Annotated in this window: 17 protein-coding genes; 6 read left to right on the plus strand and 11 right to left on the minus strand. The window is 41.2% G+C overall.

Annotated elements, in window-relative coordinates:
- Positions 1-259: transposase (locus EI164_RS02775; protein WP_192518479.1), on the minus strand; the 259-nt coding region annotated here is incomplete at its 3' end.
- 17 nt (positions 260-276) lie between these two features.
- On the opposite strand from EI164_RS02775, the gene EI164_RS02780 reads away from it, so the two are divergent.
- The 3 genes from EI164_RS02780 to EI164_RS02790 all read left to right on the plus strand — a co-directional run bounded on the left by EI164_RS02780 (position 277) and on the right by EI164_RS02790 (position 2,806).
- A complete protein-coding gene (locus EI164_RS02780; protein ID WP_225739081.1) occupies positions 277-699 on the plus strand; it encodes a DUF2628 domain-containing protein in 423 nt (140 codons plus the stop codon).
- A gap of 204 nt (positions 700-903) precedes the next feature.
- The gene (locus tag EI164_RS02785) at positions 904-1,050 is read left to right on the plus strand and encodes a hypothetical protein (protein WP_192518481.1); all 147 of its coding nucleotides are present in this window, start codon (positions 904-906) and stop codon (positions 1,048-1,050) included.
- 91 nt (positions 1,051-1,141) lie between these two features.
- The gene (locus EI164_RS02790; RefSeq protein WP_192518482.1) at positions 1,142-2,806 is read left to right on the plus strand and encodes a hypothetical protein; all 1,665 of its coding nucleotides are present in this window, start codon (positions 1,142-1,144) and stop codon (positions 2,804-2,806) included.
- A gap of 69 nt (positions 2,807-2,875) precedes the next feature.
- Here EI164_RS02790 and EI164_RS02795 read toward each other — a convergent pair whose 3' ends face one another.
- The 3 genes from EI164_RS02795 to EI164_RS02805 all read right to left on the minus strand — a co-directional run bounded on the left by EI164_RS02795 (position 2,876) and on the right by EI164_RS02805 (position 5,678).
- Positions 2,876-3,877, minus strand: a complete 1,002-nt coding sequence (locus tag EI164_RS02795; RefSeq protein WP_192518483.1) for a YhdH/YhfP family quinone oxidoreductase — start codon at positions 3,875-3,877, stop codon at positions 2,876-2,878.
- A gap of 89 nt (positions 3,878-3,966) precedes the next feature.
- Positions 3,967-4,944, minus strand: a complete 978-nt coding sequence (locus EI164_RS02800; protein ID WP_192518484.1) for a zinc-binding dehydrogenase — start codon at positions 4,942-4,944, stop codon at positions 3,967-3,969.
- Positions 4,945-5,423: 479 nt separating this feature from the next.
- On the minus strand, positions 5,424-5,678 hold the full coding sequence (locus EI164_RS02805) for a DUF2798 domain-containing protein (RefSeq protein WP_192518485.1): 255 nt from the start codon (positions 5,676-5,678) through the stop codon (positions 5,424-5,426).
- Positions 5,679-5,934: 256 nt separating this feature from the next.
- Here EI164_RS02805 and EI164_RS02810 point away from each other — a divergent pair, with 256 nt between their 5' ends.
- Positions 5,935-6,747, plus strand: a complete 813-nt coding sequence (locus tag EI164_RS02810; protein WP_225739079.1) for an alpha/beta hydrolase — start codon at positions 5,935-5,937, stop codon at positions 6,745-6,747.
- Positions 6,748-6,911: 164 nt separating this feature from the next.
- Here EI164_RS02810 and EI164_RS02815 read toward each other — a convergent pair whose 3' ends face one another.
- The 6 genes from EI164_RS02815 to EI164_RS02840 all read right to left on the minus strand — a co-directional run bounded on the left by EI164_RS02815 (position 6,912) and on the right by EI164_RS02840 (position 13,181).
- Positions 6,912-7,955, minus strand: coding sequence for an NAD(P)H-dependent flavin oxidoreductase (locus tag EI164_RS02815; RefSeq protein ID WP_192518486.1), 1,044 nt, complete (start codon positions 7,953-7,955; stop codon positions 6,912-6,914).
- 277 nt (positions 7,956-8,232) lie between these two features.
- A complete protein-coding gene (locus EI164_RS02820; RefSeq protein WP_192518487.1) occupies positions 8,233-10,029 on the minus strand; it encodes an AIPR family protein in 1,797 nt (598 codons plus the stop codon).
- Positions 10,030-10,186: 157 nt separating this feature from the next.
- On the minus strand, positions 10,187-10,561 hold the full coding sequence (locus EI164_RS02825) for a DsrE family protein (RefSeq protein WP_192518488.1): 375 nt from the start codon (positions 10,559-10,561) through the stop codon (positions 10,187-10,189).
- Between the two features lie 166 nt (positions 10,562-10,727).
- Positions 10,728-11,270 (minus strand): acyl-CoA thioesterase, encoded by a 543-nt coding sequence (locus EI164_RS02830; RefSeq protein WP_192518489.1) that lies wholly within the window; start codon positions 11,268-11,270, stop codon positions 10,728-10,730.
- Between the two features lie 58 nt (positions 11,271-11,328).
- Positions 11,329-12,432, minus strand: coding sequence for a YheT family hydrolase (locus EI164_RS02835; RefSeq protein ID WP_192518490.1), 1,104 nt, complete (start codon positions 12,430-12,432; stop codon positions 11,329-11,331).
- A gap of 155 nt (positions 12,433-12,587) precedes the next feature.
- Positions 12,588-13,181 (minus strand): YigZ family protein, encoded by a 594-nt coding sequence (locus EI164_RS02840; protein ID WP_192518491.1) that lies wholly within the window; start codon positions 13,179-13,181, stop codon positions 12,588-12,590.
- Positions 13,182-13,378: 197 nt separating this feature from the next.
- On the opposite strand from EI164_RS02840, the gene EI164_RS02845 reads away from it, so the two are divergent.
- Both EI164_RS02845 and EI164_RS02850 read left to right on the plus strand, forming a co-directional pair.
- A complete protein-coding gene (locus EI164_RS02845; RefSeq protein WP_192518492.1) occupies positions 13,379-14,083 on the plus strand; it encodes a pseudouridine synthase in 705 nt (234 codons plus the stop codon).
- Between the two features lie 450 nt (positions 14,084-14,533).
- Complete coding sequence (locus EI164_RS02850; RefSeq protein ID WP_192518493.1) at positions 14,534-15,637, plus strand: disulfide isomerase DsbC N-terminal domain-containing protein; 1,104 nt, start codon at positions 14,534-14,536, stop codon at positions 15,635-15,637.
- Between the two features lie 126 nt (positions 15,638-15,763).
- On the opposite strand, the gene EI164_RS02855 is transcribed toward EI164_RS02850, so the two are convergent.
- Positions 15,764-16,864, minus strand: a complete 1,101-nt coding sequence (locus EI164_RS02855; protein ID WP_413038427.1) for a homocysteine S-methyltransferase family protein — start codon at positions 16,862-16,864, stop codon at positions 15,764-15,766.
- Positions 16,865-16,896 lie beyond the last annotated feature (32 nt).

A 16,896-nucleotide genomic window follows, 5' to 3' on the forward strand; every position in this document is an offset into this window, starting at 1 on the left:
TCTCATTGGCCTGTTTGAGTTCTCTGCATTCACGTTCAAGATCTTTAATACGTTGATCTTGGCTTTGAGCTTGCACTGAGGCAGGAATGGTTTGATCGATGTGCTTTTTATGCCATGAGCGCAGGGTTTCAGGCGTGCAGCCAATCTTAGGGGCAATGGCTTGAATCGCTGACCAGGTAGAGGGGTAGTCGCCTGCCGCTTCAATGAGCATGCGAACGGCGCGTTCTTTAATCTCAGGAGTGTAGGTTTGTCTTTTCATTGTCGTATTCTCTCAGAATGTTGAGTCTCCGACAATACCGGGGCGGTTCAATTGCTGGACTTCTTTTGGGAACATCTTGGTTGTGTTATCGTAAAATGTACTTAGAAGCCTTTTGTATTGTAGTTGGTATTAATGCGGTCGACTTGGCTCTAATGTATATGCTTGGTATGGAAACCTATAACTCTATTGGTCAAACCAGCTTTTTTATCGGATGGGCCGTACTTACAGGTATGTTAGGTAATTATTTTTACTTTAGTCATAGCGTTAGAAATATAAAAACAGTTATGAGAGGTACAGCAGATCCAGCTACGCTTGAACAGGCGTTAGCGGAAAAAGGTGGCACGTCATGGGTTGGCGCAATTGTGGGTAGTATATTGGTGGTATTGCTATCAATGGCTATATCCTATTTATTTGCCCCTGATTGGTTTTGGTTGGTGTAGTCGGTTTTTCTTTCTACTTAGCCTTTAGCTGAAACAAAAAAAACACTCAACTTGGTTGGGTGTTTTTTATGGGTACGATGGATAGTAAATTTACGTCGCCAAAATTATTGGTTATTAGAACCTTGTTTAACTATAGTGAACCTACTCACAGAGCAGTGAGTAGTAAGCCTAAATTTTCTAATAAAACTTTTAAAGGAATTCTATATGAGCACGAAGAAAACTACTGTAGCAGACAACAGTTCTAACATGAGAAACCCAAATAAAGGAACGGGTGGTACTAATAAAGTTTATGATCAAGCCCAAGGAAACCGAGGTAAGCAAATGAATCCTAATCGAAAAAGTAAAGGCTAGCTTTAACACTATATAGTCAGACGTTAAGTCTTCTATAACCAGAAGACTTAGCTATTTATTTTTGGGATAATATATCAATTTAGGAATGATTATGTCTGATTTAGCGCAATTTCCGTCACAAGGTGATTTACTGAAATTTATTTATAATGCAACAGGCATTATCCCATCTAAGAAACAGTTCATTGTTGATATTGAGATAGATGATAAAAGTTTACATAAAAGTCTTGAAAGACTAGCTAAAGAAGAAGGCGATTTCTTAAAGAACTTTGAACAACATACTAACGAGTTTAGGTCAGCAATACATGGCTTGTTTACTAATGCCACATATAGCCAGACATTATATGAGCCACTTGTAGAGTTATTTCAAATATATACTCAGACTGTATTAACTAACCAAACCTATCTAGGAAAAAAAGAGTCATTGTTTTTCCTAATAAATACTGTTTTTCCACGAAGCTCTACAATCTCAATATTCCAGTATCAGCAATGTTATAGCATGTTTTTAGACGCTTCTGTTTCACCTAGCAAGAAATTTTGGTACTTGGAACACGGAGATACAACACCGTTAGCTTATATTATTCATTGGATATATGATTGTGAGAATAAAAGCCAAAAAGATTTTCATAATACTTTTTGCGAGAAACGTGGTGGAAATATTGATCAAATCGATAAGGATTTAGCTAACGTAAATAATTGGGTGTCTGGTACTGTTAAGCTACCAACGTTCTCAAGTATTCTAGATGTATTTGATAGAGGGTTCCAGTTCCATAATATTGATGATGACAGAAGGCAAAAATATATATATTTTCTATTAATAGCTAGATTTGCCACTTACTGTCTGAAAAGCTTGTATGCAAACTATAAAGAAGAAGATATTTCTGATATTTTAAAAAAATTAAGAGATTATTTAACTCTGATAAATAAAGATTTCGAGCAGTTTTACTCAATTAATGAAGTCAAGAGAGACTCTAAGTTAACAGGTATAGAAAAAGATATAGTTGAGAGTTGGCAGCAAATGCAAATTACAAATTTTTTTCTTGATAAATCCAAAGAAACCGAAAGAAAAATTGCTCATAACTTAAGTAAGATCCAGCAAAAGTATATTGAAGAATCTTCGAAAAACAGTCATATGTACACCAAATCTCTTGAAAAAGTTTATCAAGAAGAACTTGAAAGATGGTATAGCACTGCACCAAATAAGTTCATTATTAGGTCTTTTCAAGATACTTTAACTCCTTTCAATGATGAAAGTTATAGGAAAAACATTGAAAACTGTGGGTATGGGTATTATGTAATGAAAGAAAAATATAACCATCAAAAATGGCTAAATGAGTATCATGATGTTGGTAATGATATTGTGTTTCCATGGTTAAAATATTGGATAGATGGTATGAAGCTATTTTATAGTAGGGATTTTGAATCGTCTCTTACTAGAATGAGAGAAGCATTTAATACCATTAGATATTCAGCAGGTAATCGTCAAATTAAATTTATAGAAGACTATATGCTAGTAGCGTTAGCACAACCTAATAAGAATGGTAACGTACAAGGTTGGAAGGATTTTAAAATAGCGTTCAAATGGGGCGTATTTATGAATCATTTTGACGCTTTTCCTGAATTTTATTCTGATAAAAATAATAAAGAACTAAAAACTATGTTCGAGGAAAAGAAGAAAGATTTTATAGCTTTTCCTTCAAATAGCATGGATACTAAAATTTTAGCAAAACTACTCTTTCATTGGAAATATGACACATAGTTAAAAATCACCTTAAAAAAAGCAGCACTGAGAAGTGCTGCTTTTTCATCGATATTAACTCTTAAATAACTAACCCTTCACATTCACCACATAACGCCCAACCGTTTTGCCCGCCATAAAGCGATCTAGGTATTCTGGCGTTTGCTCTAGCGTAATCTCTTCACCATAGCTCTCAAGATTAGGCAGTTTCATATCAGTGGCGACACGTTTCCAAATGGCTTCTTTATCAGCCAGTGGAATATAGACCGAATCTATACCTAATAGTGACACCGCGCGAGTGATAAAAGGAATCACCGACATCGAAAAATCAGCGCCGCTAGCTAGGCCGCAACTGGTCACTGCACCGCCAGCTTTGGTTTGCTTTAGCAGGTTAGGTAAGTAGTCGCCGCCAATGGTATCAATGGCGTTTGCCCATAGTTCACGGCCGACAGGTTTGTTGCCGATTTCATTGATGGTATCACGATGACGTACTTCGCTTGCGCCCAATGCTTTTAGATGCTCGCTTTGTTCAGGCTTACCTGAGAACGCAATCACGTCATAGCCGAGCTGCTTTAAGATAGCGATGCTGATTGTACCGACGCCACCTGTTGCGCCAGTCACAGCAACTGGACCATCACTTGGTTTTGCGCCCATTTTTTCTAGCTTTTGTATACTTAGCGCTGCGGTCAAGCCGCCAGTACCATAAATCATTGCTTCTTTTAGCGTCAGCGTTTCTGGACAAGCCAGCGCCCAATCTGCGGGGATTGATATCATTTGACCGAGTCCACCGTCTGTATCCATACCGAGATCATAGCCGAATATCAATACTTTTTGCCCTGCGCTAAACGTGCCTGATTTGTCACTGATGACCACACCAGCCGCATCGATACCAGGCGTATGCGGGTAGTTTTTGGTAATCATTTTATTACCTGATGCCGACATCGCATCTTTATAATTCAACGATGAATAATGCACTTCAATGAGCAAGTCGTTCTCTGGTAAGTCACTAACTTTGCGCTCTTGAATGCTTTTTTTAAATTCGCCATCGCTGGTTTCTTCGACGACCAAGGCTTTGAATGTGTTGTTAGACATAAGGCTGTTCCTCATTATATTTTTTGTATGCGTGTTTATATACTTGTGTGTTTGTATATTAGTACCAATAAGTATATTAAATCTATCGATTACGGCTTTAACAGCACTTTGCCTTTTTTACCTGACTGCAATTTTCCATCCACTGCTTTAGTGATGTCGGCCAAATCAAATACCGCTTCGACAGGCAGTTTTAAGTTGCCACTGGTACCACGTTCGACCAACTCATCGATTAGACGTTGTTTGTTCTCTACACTCATTTCTTGACTGATCTTGCTACCCCAAAATCCTTTGAGAGTCGCTTGTTTAAATATGATGTGGGTTGGGTCTAGTACCATCGGTTTTCCTGACATAATGCCAAACGATGCAAAGGTGCCGCCATGGCCCAACAGTGAGAGCAAGTCGTTACTAGACTCACCGCCGACTGAGTCCACCGCAGCACTGATTTTGTCATCACCAATGATGGTTTTTACTTGATCTTTCCAGTCCTCATCTGAGGAGTTGATGTTGTTTTTGATACCTAGCGATTCTAATTCTTTTACCGCATCGCTACTTCTCACGACATTGATGGTATTGATACCACGCGCCGCTGCTAGCATAGCGAGTGATTTTCCGACTGCACCATTAGCAGCGTTATGGATGACCCACTGTCCACTTTGTAAATCTAAAAATTCAATCAGCATCAGAGCGCTGAGCGGCATAGCAATCAGCTGTGCTGCCATCTCGTCTTTTAGCTCATCAGGCACAGAAAATATCATGTGTTCAGGCGCGACGAAATACTCCGCCCATGTCGCCTGTACACTTGCGGCAGCCACACGTTGACCAACTTTTAGGTCTTTGACGTCACTACCCACGGCATCGATAACCCCAACCGCTTCGCTACCACCTATCGCTGGTAGCTCAGGTTTGAAACCATATTGTCCACGGATAGTCAGTAGATCATGGTTATGGATAGAAGAGAGTATCGTTTTGACTCGGACTTCATTTGCCTTCGGCTCTGGGATGGGGCTGTCGCTTAGACTCAGTACATCAGAAGGTTTGCCAAAGTTGTTATAGATAGCGCTGCGCATAATCATTTCCTTTGCTTATTTATGGTTTTGTGGTTTTATAAGTATGTTACGAGTATGAATAACCGACTATAAACATCATGTTATTAAGCAAGGTCATCCACCAATGTAATTTTTGTTTTAGTAGAAACGATACCATGATAATGATGCTGATAGGTTATCGACTCACAAAGTCACTATACTTAAAAAATACTTAAAAAAACCACTATACTTAAAAATAGACTGGTCGTCTAGATATCGGATACATTTGCGCTAACGGGATTTCATTATAGAAAGCTTGGCTTACATCAGTAGTGTTTTTTGTATTACTTAAGCCGTGTCATCAATTAGCACATTGATGCAGTTTATGGTCTTAAAATGGCTAAATTTTCGCTAAAGGGTGTCAAAATCCTCGTCAATATATTCATATTCACTGCGAATTTTTCCTTGTTTAGCATCAATTTATTTCATTTTAATGCTCATAATCTGATTGATGACACGCCCTAATAAAACTCAATACGACTAAGAATATGCTCCTGCACGACATAGGCACAGGCATAAGCGCTTGGCCAAGCAAACATAAAGGCCAGTCCCCACGAATGCATCAGCTCCATAAAGAAGCCATCGATAAAGCCTTGCTTTACCACCAACAATGCTGTCGAAATAATGAACGACATCATTGTCGCCATGATACCTGTGAAGATAAGGCGATAGTATTTGCGCCGTGTGCGTATTCTAATGATGGGAAGTTTTGCCATAATTTTGAGTTGTCCTGCATGATGCCACCGGCATGCATGAATGATATAAGCGTATATTTTATAAGATAAATAGTGATGATTATGAGTATTATAGTTCAATGTCATATTGAGTACAGATTTTACAAGTAGTACAGATTTTATAAGTAGTACCTGCCAAGAAGCTAAGCCGCAAGGCAAATAGTAAGGCGTAAGTAAGAAGGTACAGTTGTCGTAGGTCGATGGTTCGCTAACGATATATATTAATAGGGAGTTTTTGATGACATTACGACGTACAGGGCTAGCAGCCTTACTCACTTTATCGATAGTCGGTTGTACAACACCCAATAGTTTTACTATTGCCACCACTCAAAAAATTATCCAACACGAACGCAATAAAGCAGACCTCAGTACCAAGATGTTTACACTGGAATCTGGTGAAACGCTCACGTATGCCGAAAGCAATGCTACCCATGATACCAGTACTATTAATGCTACTGATGCGGAGCCTTTGTTATTGATTCATGGCTTTGGTGGTAATAAAGATAATTTCACTCGTATCGCTGATCAGTTGGCAGACTATCACCTTATTATTCCAGATTTGCTAGGATTTGGCGATTCGAGTAAGCCTGAAACCGCAGACTATCGCGCGGATGCTCAAGCGCAGCGCCTGCACGAATTGATGCAAGCCAAAGGTTTGGCATCCAATATTCATGTCGGCGGTAATTCGATGGGCGGCGCCATTAGTGTGGCGTATGCGGCAAAGTATCCAGACGATGTCAAAAGCCTATGGCTCATCGACAGCGCAGGGTTTTGGTCAGCTGGTGTTTCTGAATCATTAAAAAACGCCACTATTAAGAACAACCCACTGCTGGTCAATAAGACGGAAGATATCTATAAGATGTACGACTTTGTGATGTATAAGCCACCTTATTTACCCAAAACTGTGCAAGCGGTGTTTGCGCAAGAGCGTATCGCTAATCAGGTACTTGAGTCCAAAATACTAGAGCAGATCGTCACAGACAATGTCGAGGAGCGTGCCAAAATCATTGCGAACTATAAGATTCCGACGCTTATCGTTTGGGGTGAGTAGGACCAAGTCATCAAGCCTGAAACGACCGCGCTGATCAAAGAGCTCATTCCGCAGTCGACGGTTATTATGATGCCAGAGGTCGGTCACGTACCCATGATAGAGTCGGTAAAAGACACCGCCAAGGATTATAAAAAATTTCGCGCAACGTTAAAAGATGAGTAATTTTATAAATCCTTTACCAATCGCTCAAGCAGCTCAAGCGTGCTTTCTTTTTTGACCAGAGCCACCCCTTGTCCTGCCCATAGAGATAGATGTTCTGCATCCATATTCTGAGATGCATGAGCTCGCATAAATTTGGTCATGGCATTTAATTGTGGATAGGGCGGTAGCGTATCAGCGCTTTCAAATTCAGCAAAATCACGTAGATAGTCGTTTAATAAACCACGAGCGAGCTTACCTGAGAACAGACGAGTCAATCGCGTTTCTGAGCTGCGCTTATCTTGACTGGCATCAATTAACGCTTGTTTATAAATATCATTGATACCGCATTTGTTAGTGGTCAAAAACGCTGTCCCTATTTGTGCCAGCTCAGCACCAGCCATCTGAACCGCTTTGATAGCTTGCCCGTTCATGATGCCACCCGCTGCAATCAGTGGAATGTCGGTACAGGCGCGCGTTTGGCTAATTAGCGTCAATAGCCCCAATGGATCGCTCTCACTTTGCGGCAACCAACCACCGCGATGTCCGCCAGCTTCGACCCCTTGTACACATACCGCATCTGCACCAATATCTGCCCATGCCTTCGCTTCTAACGGGTGATTGGCGGTGCCGATGACGAGTGTACCTAGATTTTTCAGATGCTGGACTTGCTCTGCACTGATAATGCCAAAGGTAAAACTGGCGACAGGCACAGGGTTGTCATAGAGCACTTGCAGCTGCTCTGAGAAGTTCTGAGCAGGGCATTCAGGTAGTGTAAATTCGATAGTATTGTCCTGATAATACTTACTTAGCCAAGCAGGGAGCTCGGTATCAATGGTCGTATATTCCTGATTGGAGAGCACCATCAGGTTGATCATAAAAGGTCGGTCGGTGAGCGATTTGATGGTATCAATTTGGCCGGTTAAAACATCTGGTGCTGTCATACCAGATCCTAATGAGCCCAGTCCGCCAAAGTTACTCACCGTCGCCGCCAGTTCAGGCGTGGTTGCACCTGCCATTGGTGCTTGGACGATAGGGTAGGAGAGGTTCAGGGTATCAAGTAAGCTCATGACTGGCTGCCTTTTAGTAGAGTGTTTGCATGAGCCACTTTAACAAAGCTGAATATCGTCTGTGTTAGATAGTGTGTATTTAGTTAGAAAATAGGGAGGTGGGTTTTTGGCTACAGTTTTGTATAGTCAAATCCATATAAATCCGCTACATCGTCATCCTCGCTGACCGTACTAATGTATAGCTTGCACTCGGTTTCCTTGTATCGAAATTATTTGAATTCAACTATAGTTAGAATATTTGATTATAAAAATGTAGGCAATCAATGAACAGTGAGATTTAATAAAATATTTTATCCATTTTCTCCTTAACTTTATGAAATTCATATTCATCTAAAATAATACTAGATTTAATAAACTCAAGTATAACCGAAAAATATTTTTTATCAGTTTTAAAAAAGTTTGTTACAGAGGTCTCAGTATCTCCACGGGATGTGTATAAATTTAGCAATGCCATAATAATTTGATTGAATAACGAGTTGAGAGCATGTCTATAATCGTCAGGTCTGTTTTTATCAAACAACGGGCCAGTTAGAGTATCGCTAGTAAGGTCAGATACCCACTCTGCACTACTACTCTCTAATTTGATATCTATTTGCTGATGATTATACTTTATAATAAATCCTATGATTGCAAGAACACATAACCTACCATTTTTAGCTATATTAGATGGCTTCTCACTCAAGTTCGATGACTTTACAAACTCATCGTAATAGTTTGCCAACTGTAGTAAATCTACAATAGTGTCTTTATCATGAGTACGTTTGAAAATGCTGTTGTAAGTCCCACGATCAGAAAAAATCTTTTTCTTATTACTTCGAGCTGTTCCAGGACGTTGTAGCAAAACACTAAGTATTAATTGTCCTAATGAATCGTTTTTTATTTTCTGCCAACTTTGAAGATTTCTTTTTCTTAAAATACCTTCACCACGTTTAATTTCGAGATATATTTTAGGGTCTTGGGCCTTTAACTCTAGCTGTAAATTCCTTTGTTCAGGATAATTGGATTTTAAGTCTCTATCTGAGATAGGTTTTTGCGAGTTTGATGCCTCAGCAATTTCAGAAATAAAAACATTAAAATAATCTTCTCCCCCATGATCTGGTTTAACAATTTTGCAAGATATAGGGAAGTCTAAATCTTCATTTGAACCTTTATAAGAACCCAGTATAGTAGTAGTTTGGCACCCATTAATTATTGAAAAATCTTCTAGTTTAATGTTATCACCATCTAAGTGAAAATCTTTGCAACCAATGATAATCCCATTGTTTAAAAACCAGAATTTATCTCTTTTTTTCTTAAGAGAACTATTAATTTGATCATCGATTTTTTTATTTCTGACAAAATATCTAAAATTTTGTTCAAATAAGCCTTCGTCTCTATATTTATCATAAAGCTTTCTAACTGAAAGAGCTGATATATTAACTAATAAACCATTTTCTCCATTTTTTATAAACCCATGGTCTTTATATATATCTACTCTTCCTTCTCGGACATATCTTTGTCCATTTTCAAAATTTTTAATTTGTTGTTCGACTTCATTTTTGTAAAATATAGATAATTCAAAGTCTTCGAGTTCTTCTATTTTTTTGAGATGCAAAGATATCTCATCTCGATACTCTTCAGATTTGTTGGTATTGATAAATAACACTAACTCTATAGAAAAATTCTCATCTTCGACTGCATCATCATACTTTTCACGATATATACGTCTCAAGTTTTTATTATATGAGCCTACCTTATCATTTCTGAAGTCTTTTACAGTTTGAGCCATCTTAGTAAAGATATCTTTTATCTCATCTTTTGAGTTAAAGTTTTTAACATTCTTGGATTGAATTAATACTAAGCTTTTGTAAATATCACCTTCATTCACGGCTATAAGGTCGACTCCACCATCGTTTGCACCGTCAGTATATGAGTTCTTAAAGTCAGTGATATCAAATCTACCTTCATTATAGAAATACTTGTAGCATATAGTGCCGAATAAAAGTTCATCAGATAAAGTAATATCTATTTTGTTCTTTGAGGCAAATAACTCTTCTCTAGTTATATCTATATATTGTTGCACTATATCACTCATAGTTTATCGACCTTATATTCAATATCAGAGTTTACTAAACAATATGAACATACAATATTTGTCGATAAATAACAACGAAATTGTTCATAAGATAAAAGTTGGTTTTCTTAAGGTATTAAGAAAACCAACATATTTATTGACTGATTTTGTTTACTGTTTAATTCAACTGCAAAGACCCTTTTGCATTCATCAGCAGCTCAACCACATCATCACCGCTAATCACTTCAAAACGCTTATCAATATCTGACTCTTCCACGCCGTTGTGTTTCATGCAAGCACCGCAGACCAATACTTGACCGCCTTTTTCGATAAAGGCTTCTAGCAATTCACCAGCAGGTTCAAACGGTGCACCAATACTCACATCAGCCAAAGCGTTGGGCAGTGCCAAATGTACCGCATCCACCATCAGTATCACTGAGGCAGAATGGCCTTTTTTCAGTGCCACACCTGCCATAGTAAAGGCGACAGTGATCTTGTTTGGATTTGATTCACTATTATCAAATAACGTGCCGACATAATCAGTAGTATTCATTGCGTGATGCTCCTAGTAAGGTATTTGTTTTTTTTGATACGCTTACTAGTATCCTAGCAGTTATTATGTTTTTTTGTATAATGTATTGTTATCAAACAGTATCGTTCTTTTTACGCTGTCGTCACAAGGCGTCTGTTTACAGAGATATGCGTGAGTTTTAGACATTTTAAGCGATAGGCGGCCATGGGCGGTCGGCATCACTCTCTATCCATTCGGCCACATAACCGGTCGGAGGCATCGTCCAATCAGACTGTCCTAATACTGCCAGTACTTGTGCCGGGTCGATCACTTTGCCACCCTTGGTCACACCCGTACGCAGTAGCCCAGAGGAGCAGGGTTTACCTTTCACCCACATCGATTGCTCGATATAGATCCAGCGCGCATCGATACCGACGATTTTGGTCTTTAGCGTGACTTTTTGAAAGGCGCGAATACGCTTACGATATTGGATGGTGCTGCCCGCGATCACCAACCCCCAACGTTGTTTTAACAGCTGCTTGCCAAGTCCAGTACGTACCGCAAAATCCATACGTCCCAAATCATACAGCGTAAATACGCGGCCGTTATTCATCTCCAAAAAATTATCGATATCAGATAAGCGGCAGCGAAACTGAATCTCACTGGTGTCTTTAAAAGTTAATGTATCGCCTTTTTTCGTTTTTAGGGCGGCACGAGCGATGGTGCTGGCATAACGGATAAATGGGTACATAGCGCACTCTCAAAAGGGTTAAAAGATAACATTATTGTTTTATCATTGATGACAATGATTATTTATTGTCAGAGCCTATATCCTGAGAAGGTTCGCTAATAGAAGCCACACCAATCCAATTGAAATAAGCGCTGACGGTTTCGGGTATCCAATTGATATCGAATTTTGAAGTTTTAGACTCTTTACCTTCGGTGACAGACGATTTATTTTTGGCCTGATTATTGTCTGAACGATAACGCAGATAACCGATATGACCACCGTGCGGAGTGTCCAAAATAGTCACACTATCTGAGACATCGTTTGGCGTCGCAGTGAAACCGATAAACGGATCGTCTTTAGCGCTAATGAGTAGTAGTGGCTGGGTAACGTTTCTTAGATATGGTAGAGCGGAGGCCGTATGATAATAGTCGTTCTTAGAGCGATAACCATGACGCGGCGCGGTAAAAATATCATCAAAATCACTGATGCGATTGGATGATTTGATAGCGTCGATTTCGTCTTTGCTCAAGTCATTGGCGAGTGCTTTTTTGATAATTGGATTAAGCAAATACGGCGTATAGATACGATGACTCAAAAAGCTGTGCATGGTAATGGCCGCTGACGACATATCGACGGGAGCAGAGATGACCGCAGCGCCTTTGCAGATGGCTTCGTCACCATACTCGCCCATGTACTTCGCTAGTGCATTACCACCGAGTGACACGCCAACCGCATAGATATTGGCATACTGCTCGCGCAAATTCTGTAGCGCGTGATGTACCTCATCTGTATCACCAGCATTATAAAATACGGTACCGCTGGCAGGAATACCGCCACAACTACGGAAATGGGCGACGACAAAGTGCCAGCCTTGGGCATGCATTTGATACGCCAACGCACGAGCATAATGACTGTCACTACTGCCTTCCATTCCATGAAATAGTACGATTAACGGTGTCTGTTCAAGCTCACCAGCTGTCGATTCTGTTACAGGGTGCGCATCATAAAAGTCGTAGGCAATATCACTCTCGTCCAATGAGTCTTTTTCGACCACGCGCCGATAGGTCGGAGCTTTGGGTGCAAAGAATTTGGGCAAGATGCTTTGTAGATGTGGATTGGTCAGCCAAAATGGCGGTTTAAAAGGCGCTGGAGAGAAAGGTTTGGTCGAGTTGGATGCTGACATAAATGGCTCTTATTTAATTATTGTTAAAAAGCAATGTCTTATCATACCGAGGCTAATGTTTAAAACCAATAATTTTGAGTGAACGCATGGTTACTCAGGGTCAGCTACTGAGTATCAGTCAGTCAAATACGTATCGCTTAATGCGTGTCTTCAAACTATTTCTCCAACACCCGCCCATTCATCGCCAATCGTTCTTTCAAGCTATTAATATCTGCCTCAGCAAGGGTCACAGTCAGGGTGACTTGTTTACTGTAAGCGACATCGTCGATGCGACCGCTCAGGCTATCGACGACGTAACGGCATTGCGCTTCGGTGGCAAACTCTGCCACTATCTGCACTTTCGCCATTGGTACATAAGCGTTCAAGGTCATCTGATCGACTGCTGCTTGTGCCGATCCTGCATAAGCACGGGTGAGACCACCTGCACCCAGTTTAATACCACCAAAATAACGCACCACGATGATAATCACATTGCCGATAGATTTGTGCTGCAACACATTTAGTATCGGACGTCCAGCCGTACCGCTTGGTTCGCCATCGTCATCGAAGCCTGCACTAGTGGTATTATTTGGATCGCCAATGATATAAGCCCAGCAGTGGTGACGCGCATCGGGATATTTGTCGCGTAGTTGTTCCACGTGAAACATTGCGTCTTCGCGTGTAGCTACTGGATAAGCATAGGCAATAAACTCGGATTTTTTGATTTCTAAGCGAGCAGTGACGGCACGTTTTAACGTTTGATAACTCATATTTCATCAGGTCTATAGGTTGGATATGGTAAACTTGTCTAACTTTCACTGTTGTCCGTATTTGGCGCAGTGTTTATTTAATTTTTATTATAGTACCATTTCTTACCCGTCAAGATAGTGAGCAAGCTTAGTATGACCGCTTGCATTGCTGCTACTGAGGTAGAGTAGGTATCATAAAACGGATGGTAGTAAATAGTATGCGTCTAGATAAATTTATTAGCAAAGCCACTGAGCTGTCACGCAAAGAATCCAAAAAAATCATGCATGCTGGTGAAGTGATGGTAAATGAGCAGGTCGTCAAAGATCCTGGCTTGCATGTCGATATCATCAATGACGAAGTGATGTGGGGCGGTGAGCCGTTATCAGTCGCAACTGGCAGTCGTTATATCTTACTTTATAAGCCTGAAGGGTTTGAATGTACGCTAAAGGCCAAAGAATACCCAATCGTCACTGAGCTCATCGCTGTGCCAGAGCTTGGTAGCTTGCGTATCGCAGGACGTCTCGATGTCGATACTACTGGTGCGCTACTAATCAGTGATGACGGTGGCTGGCTACATCGTGTGACTAGCCCTAAGCATGAACATGCCAAGGTTTATGAGCTGACTTTGGCTGAGGCAATGGACAGCGATGCTCAGGCCCATGCAATCAAAAAAGTCGCGGAAGGTATTTTATTAGAAGGTGATCACGAGCCAACCAAACCGGCTACTCTTGAGTTCATTGATGAAAAACATGCACGCCTGACGCTAGAGCAGGGCAAATACCATCAAGTAAAACGTATGATGGGTTACTTTGGCAATAGAGTCACGGAATTGCACCGCGCCAGTATCGGTCACATCAATCTAGAAGGCCTAGAAAAAGGCGATAGCCGTTTCTTAACGCCAGAAGAAGTCGCTAAGTTTTAAGAGACTGTTAAATTTTAAAAAGCTGCTTTATCTCGCTTTCATATAATTTAACCTTCAAATAACACATAGCATTTGTCTAAAATGAGCAGCCACTAAACAGTGTGCTGCTTTTTTTCTCTTATTTTTAGGGCAGGATGTGTTGCCTATCTCTTAAAGCTAGGTAGCAATTTTGCAAAACCAAGCTTTTAAGGCTTTGTAAGGGATGTGCTTGTGCTAAAGTCTTACTATCTCTTTAATCTATATTTTTACATAATATATAATCAAATCCATATAAGTCCGCTACATCGTCATCCTCGCTGACCATACTAATGTATCGCTTGCACTCGATTTCCTTGTATCGAAATTATTTGAACTCAACTATAGTCGTTACTAGTCCAATACCACGTGGCGGCCATAAACTACCTTTTTTATTAAAACTGTCATTATGACCAATTCGATAGGACTGTCTCTGTGAAATTATTCGCCTTAAAATCTGCTGGTCTCATTAGTACTGTACTATTGGCAACCACAGCCTGCGCTCAGCCCAGTACACCTGATGCCACCAGTAATAATGTGAGCCAAAACGCTCAAAGCGCCCAAAATATGAGTTCCCAAAACACAACTGCTACAGGCACACAAGCAGATGGAAGTGTCAGTCAGTCTGTTGACAATCGCTTGCGCCAATTACTGACTCAGGCAGGTATCAAAACGCAAATTACCTCTATTGTGCCGTCCAACTTACCCAATATGTATCAAGTCAATTTGGCAGGACAGTTGCCATTGCACATTACTGAAGACGGTAAGTACGTCATCCAAGGCGAGCTACAAAAGAACCCGAGCAAGCGTGTCGTGACCGAAGCGCCTGCTCGTAGTACGAGCGCGCAACTGGGCCAGCCGGTCAGTGCTAGCACTAAATCAAACATATTGGCCAATATGTCTGCGCTCAAAAACATGAGCGCCAAAACACCGTTCTTTTATACCGCCGTGCCGGGTGTGATTTGGGGTGCGACGTTAGAAGGCGTGCCTTTCTTATTATCAGATGATGCACAGTACATCACCGATGGCGAGATATCGGTCATCGAAAACGGTCAGTTTGTGGGGCTTGATGAAGAGTTCGAAGCACTGAAGAACCAGTCTGTGTTTGCGACACTGGATAAGAGCCAAATCATTACCTATCCGGCAACCAGTAAAGAACGTGCTGTCATTTATGTGGCTGACGATGTGAATTGTCCATACTGCCGCCGCCTGCATCAGCAAGTACCAATGCTCAATGCGAAAGGTGTCACCGTCAACGTGATTGGTTATCCGATATACGAAGCATCACCTGAGCAGATGCGTGGTATCTGGTGTCAGGGCAGTGAAGACGAGCGCCGTAAAGCTTTTGATAAAGCCATGCTAGCGGGTCAGATGACACCTGCACCAGCGAGCTGTAGTACAGATCATGTGACCCCTAACCGCGAAAAAGCAGCTGGACTGGCCGTCATAGCCACGCCTGCTATCTACCGCGAGGATGGCGTGCTCTACCAAGCCAGCTTTGAGAGCCCTGAATTCTTAGAGTTCTTAGGCGTAGAGTAAGTTGCCCCATACTGCGTTACCAGTCTTGCTCAGGTATTAATATTATTTTTGACTGCGCCTTGTCTGGAACATAGCTTTGACAGACTAGTAGCTATATAAAACATACTTACTTCTGATAAAGAATGATTACTGCGGGGTCAGGTGCTGTGCGAGCTGCTCAATATGCTCGGTACCAATGCCACAGCAACCACCGATAATGCTTGCACCAGAGCCTTGCCAAAGCTTAGCCCAAGTCAGATAATGCTCAGGAGTTGTATCCTCACGTATCTGGCGCAGTTGTGCGTTTGCCTGTTTGTGGCTTTGTTTTGATACAAAGGCATTGGCATATACACCCAGCTGCATGGGTGACCCTGCTTCATCGATCATAGCCTTTGCGACTTGTAGTGCAGAGGCCATGACCTCGGGTTGGCTACAGTTAAATAATACTGCATTAACATTCAACGCCATCATAGCCTGTATGGCCTCTGCCACTGATTCGCCAGAACGCAGTGTAGGCAGTACAGGTGGACTAATGGCTTGGTCAGCTTCGGCAGTGTTATCAGTAGTGACATCTAGTGGTAGTTGACTGTCATCTAATGTAAATGCGATCCAAATGGGTTTAGACAGGGTATCTGTTTTTGCCATGAGTTCTTTTTTGGTTGCTGTGAAACCCTCAATCAGCTGATGCCATGTTTGCGCTTCCACGATACTACTTTGCGTCTCTACCAACCACATATCCGCATAGTTTGCTTGCGCTGATAATAGTGGCCGCGCAATAGCGGGCGCTTGCTCAGCATCGAATAAATCTGGTCGATAAGAGCCAAATAACGGTGGTAAACAGCCAGCGACTTTCACATTTTTTGGACTGTTAAGGCTTTTATCTGTCTGTGAATTATTGGCTTGTACGGCCTCAAAGGCGAGTTTTGCCGCTGTTTCTATAAGTGCTTCGCCTTCAGTAAAAAACGCATCTCCTAAATGATAAGGGGTAACGGCATAACTATTAACAGTGATGACAGTTGCACCAGATTTTATGTAGTCCAAATGGATATCACGCACACTATCTGGAGCTAGGCTCAATGATAGCGCTGACCATTCAGGTTGGCGAAAAGGCGCACCGCGCTGTTCAAGCTCACGGCCCATCCCGCCATCTAGTATCGTCATAGGTGCTGATGTAGCAGGCTCTGGGGCAGTAGACGAATGATGAGTCTGGTTGGGTAGTTCTTGCGGTGTTGTTTTAGTTTGCATCATAAATTCACTTATAAAATAGCTTAATAGTTCCA

This window comes from Psychrobacter sp. FME13 (assembly GCF_014861395.1).
Taxonomy (GTDB): domain Bacteria; phylum Pseudomonadota; class Gammaproteobacteria; order Pseudomonadales; family Moraxellaceae; genus Psychrobacter.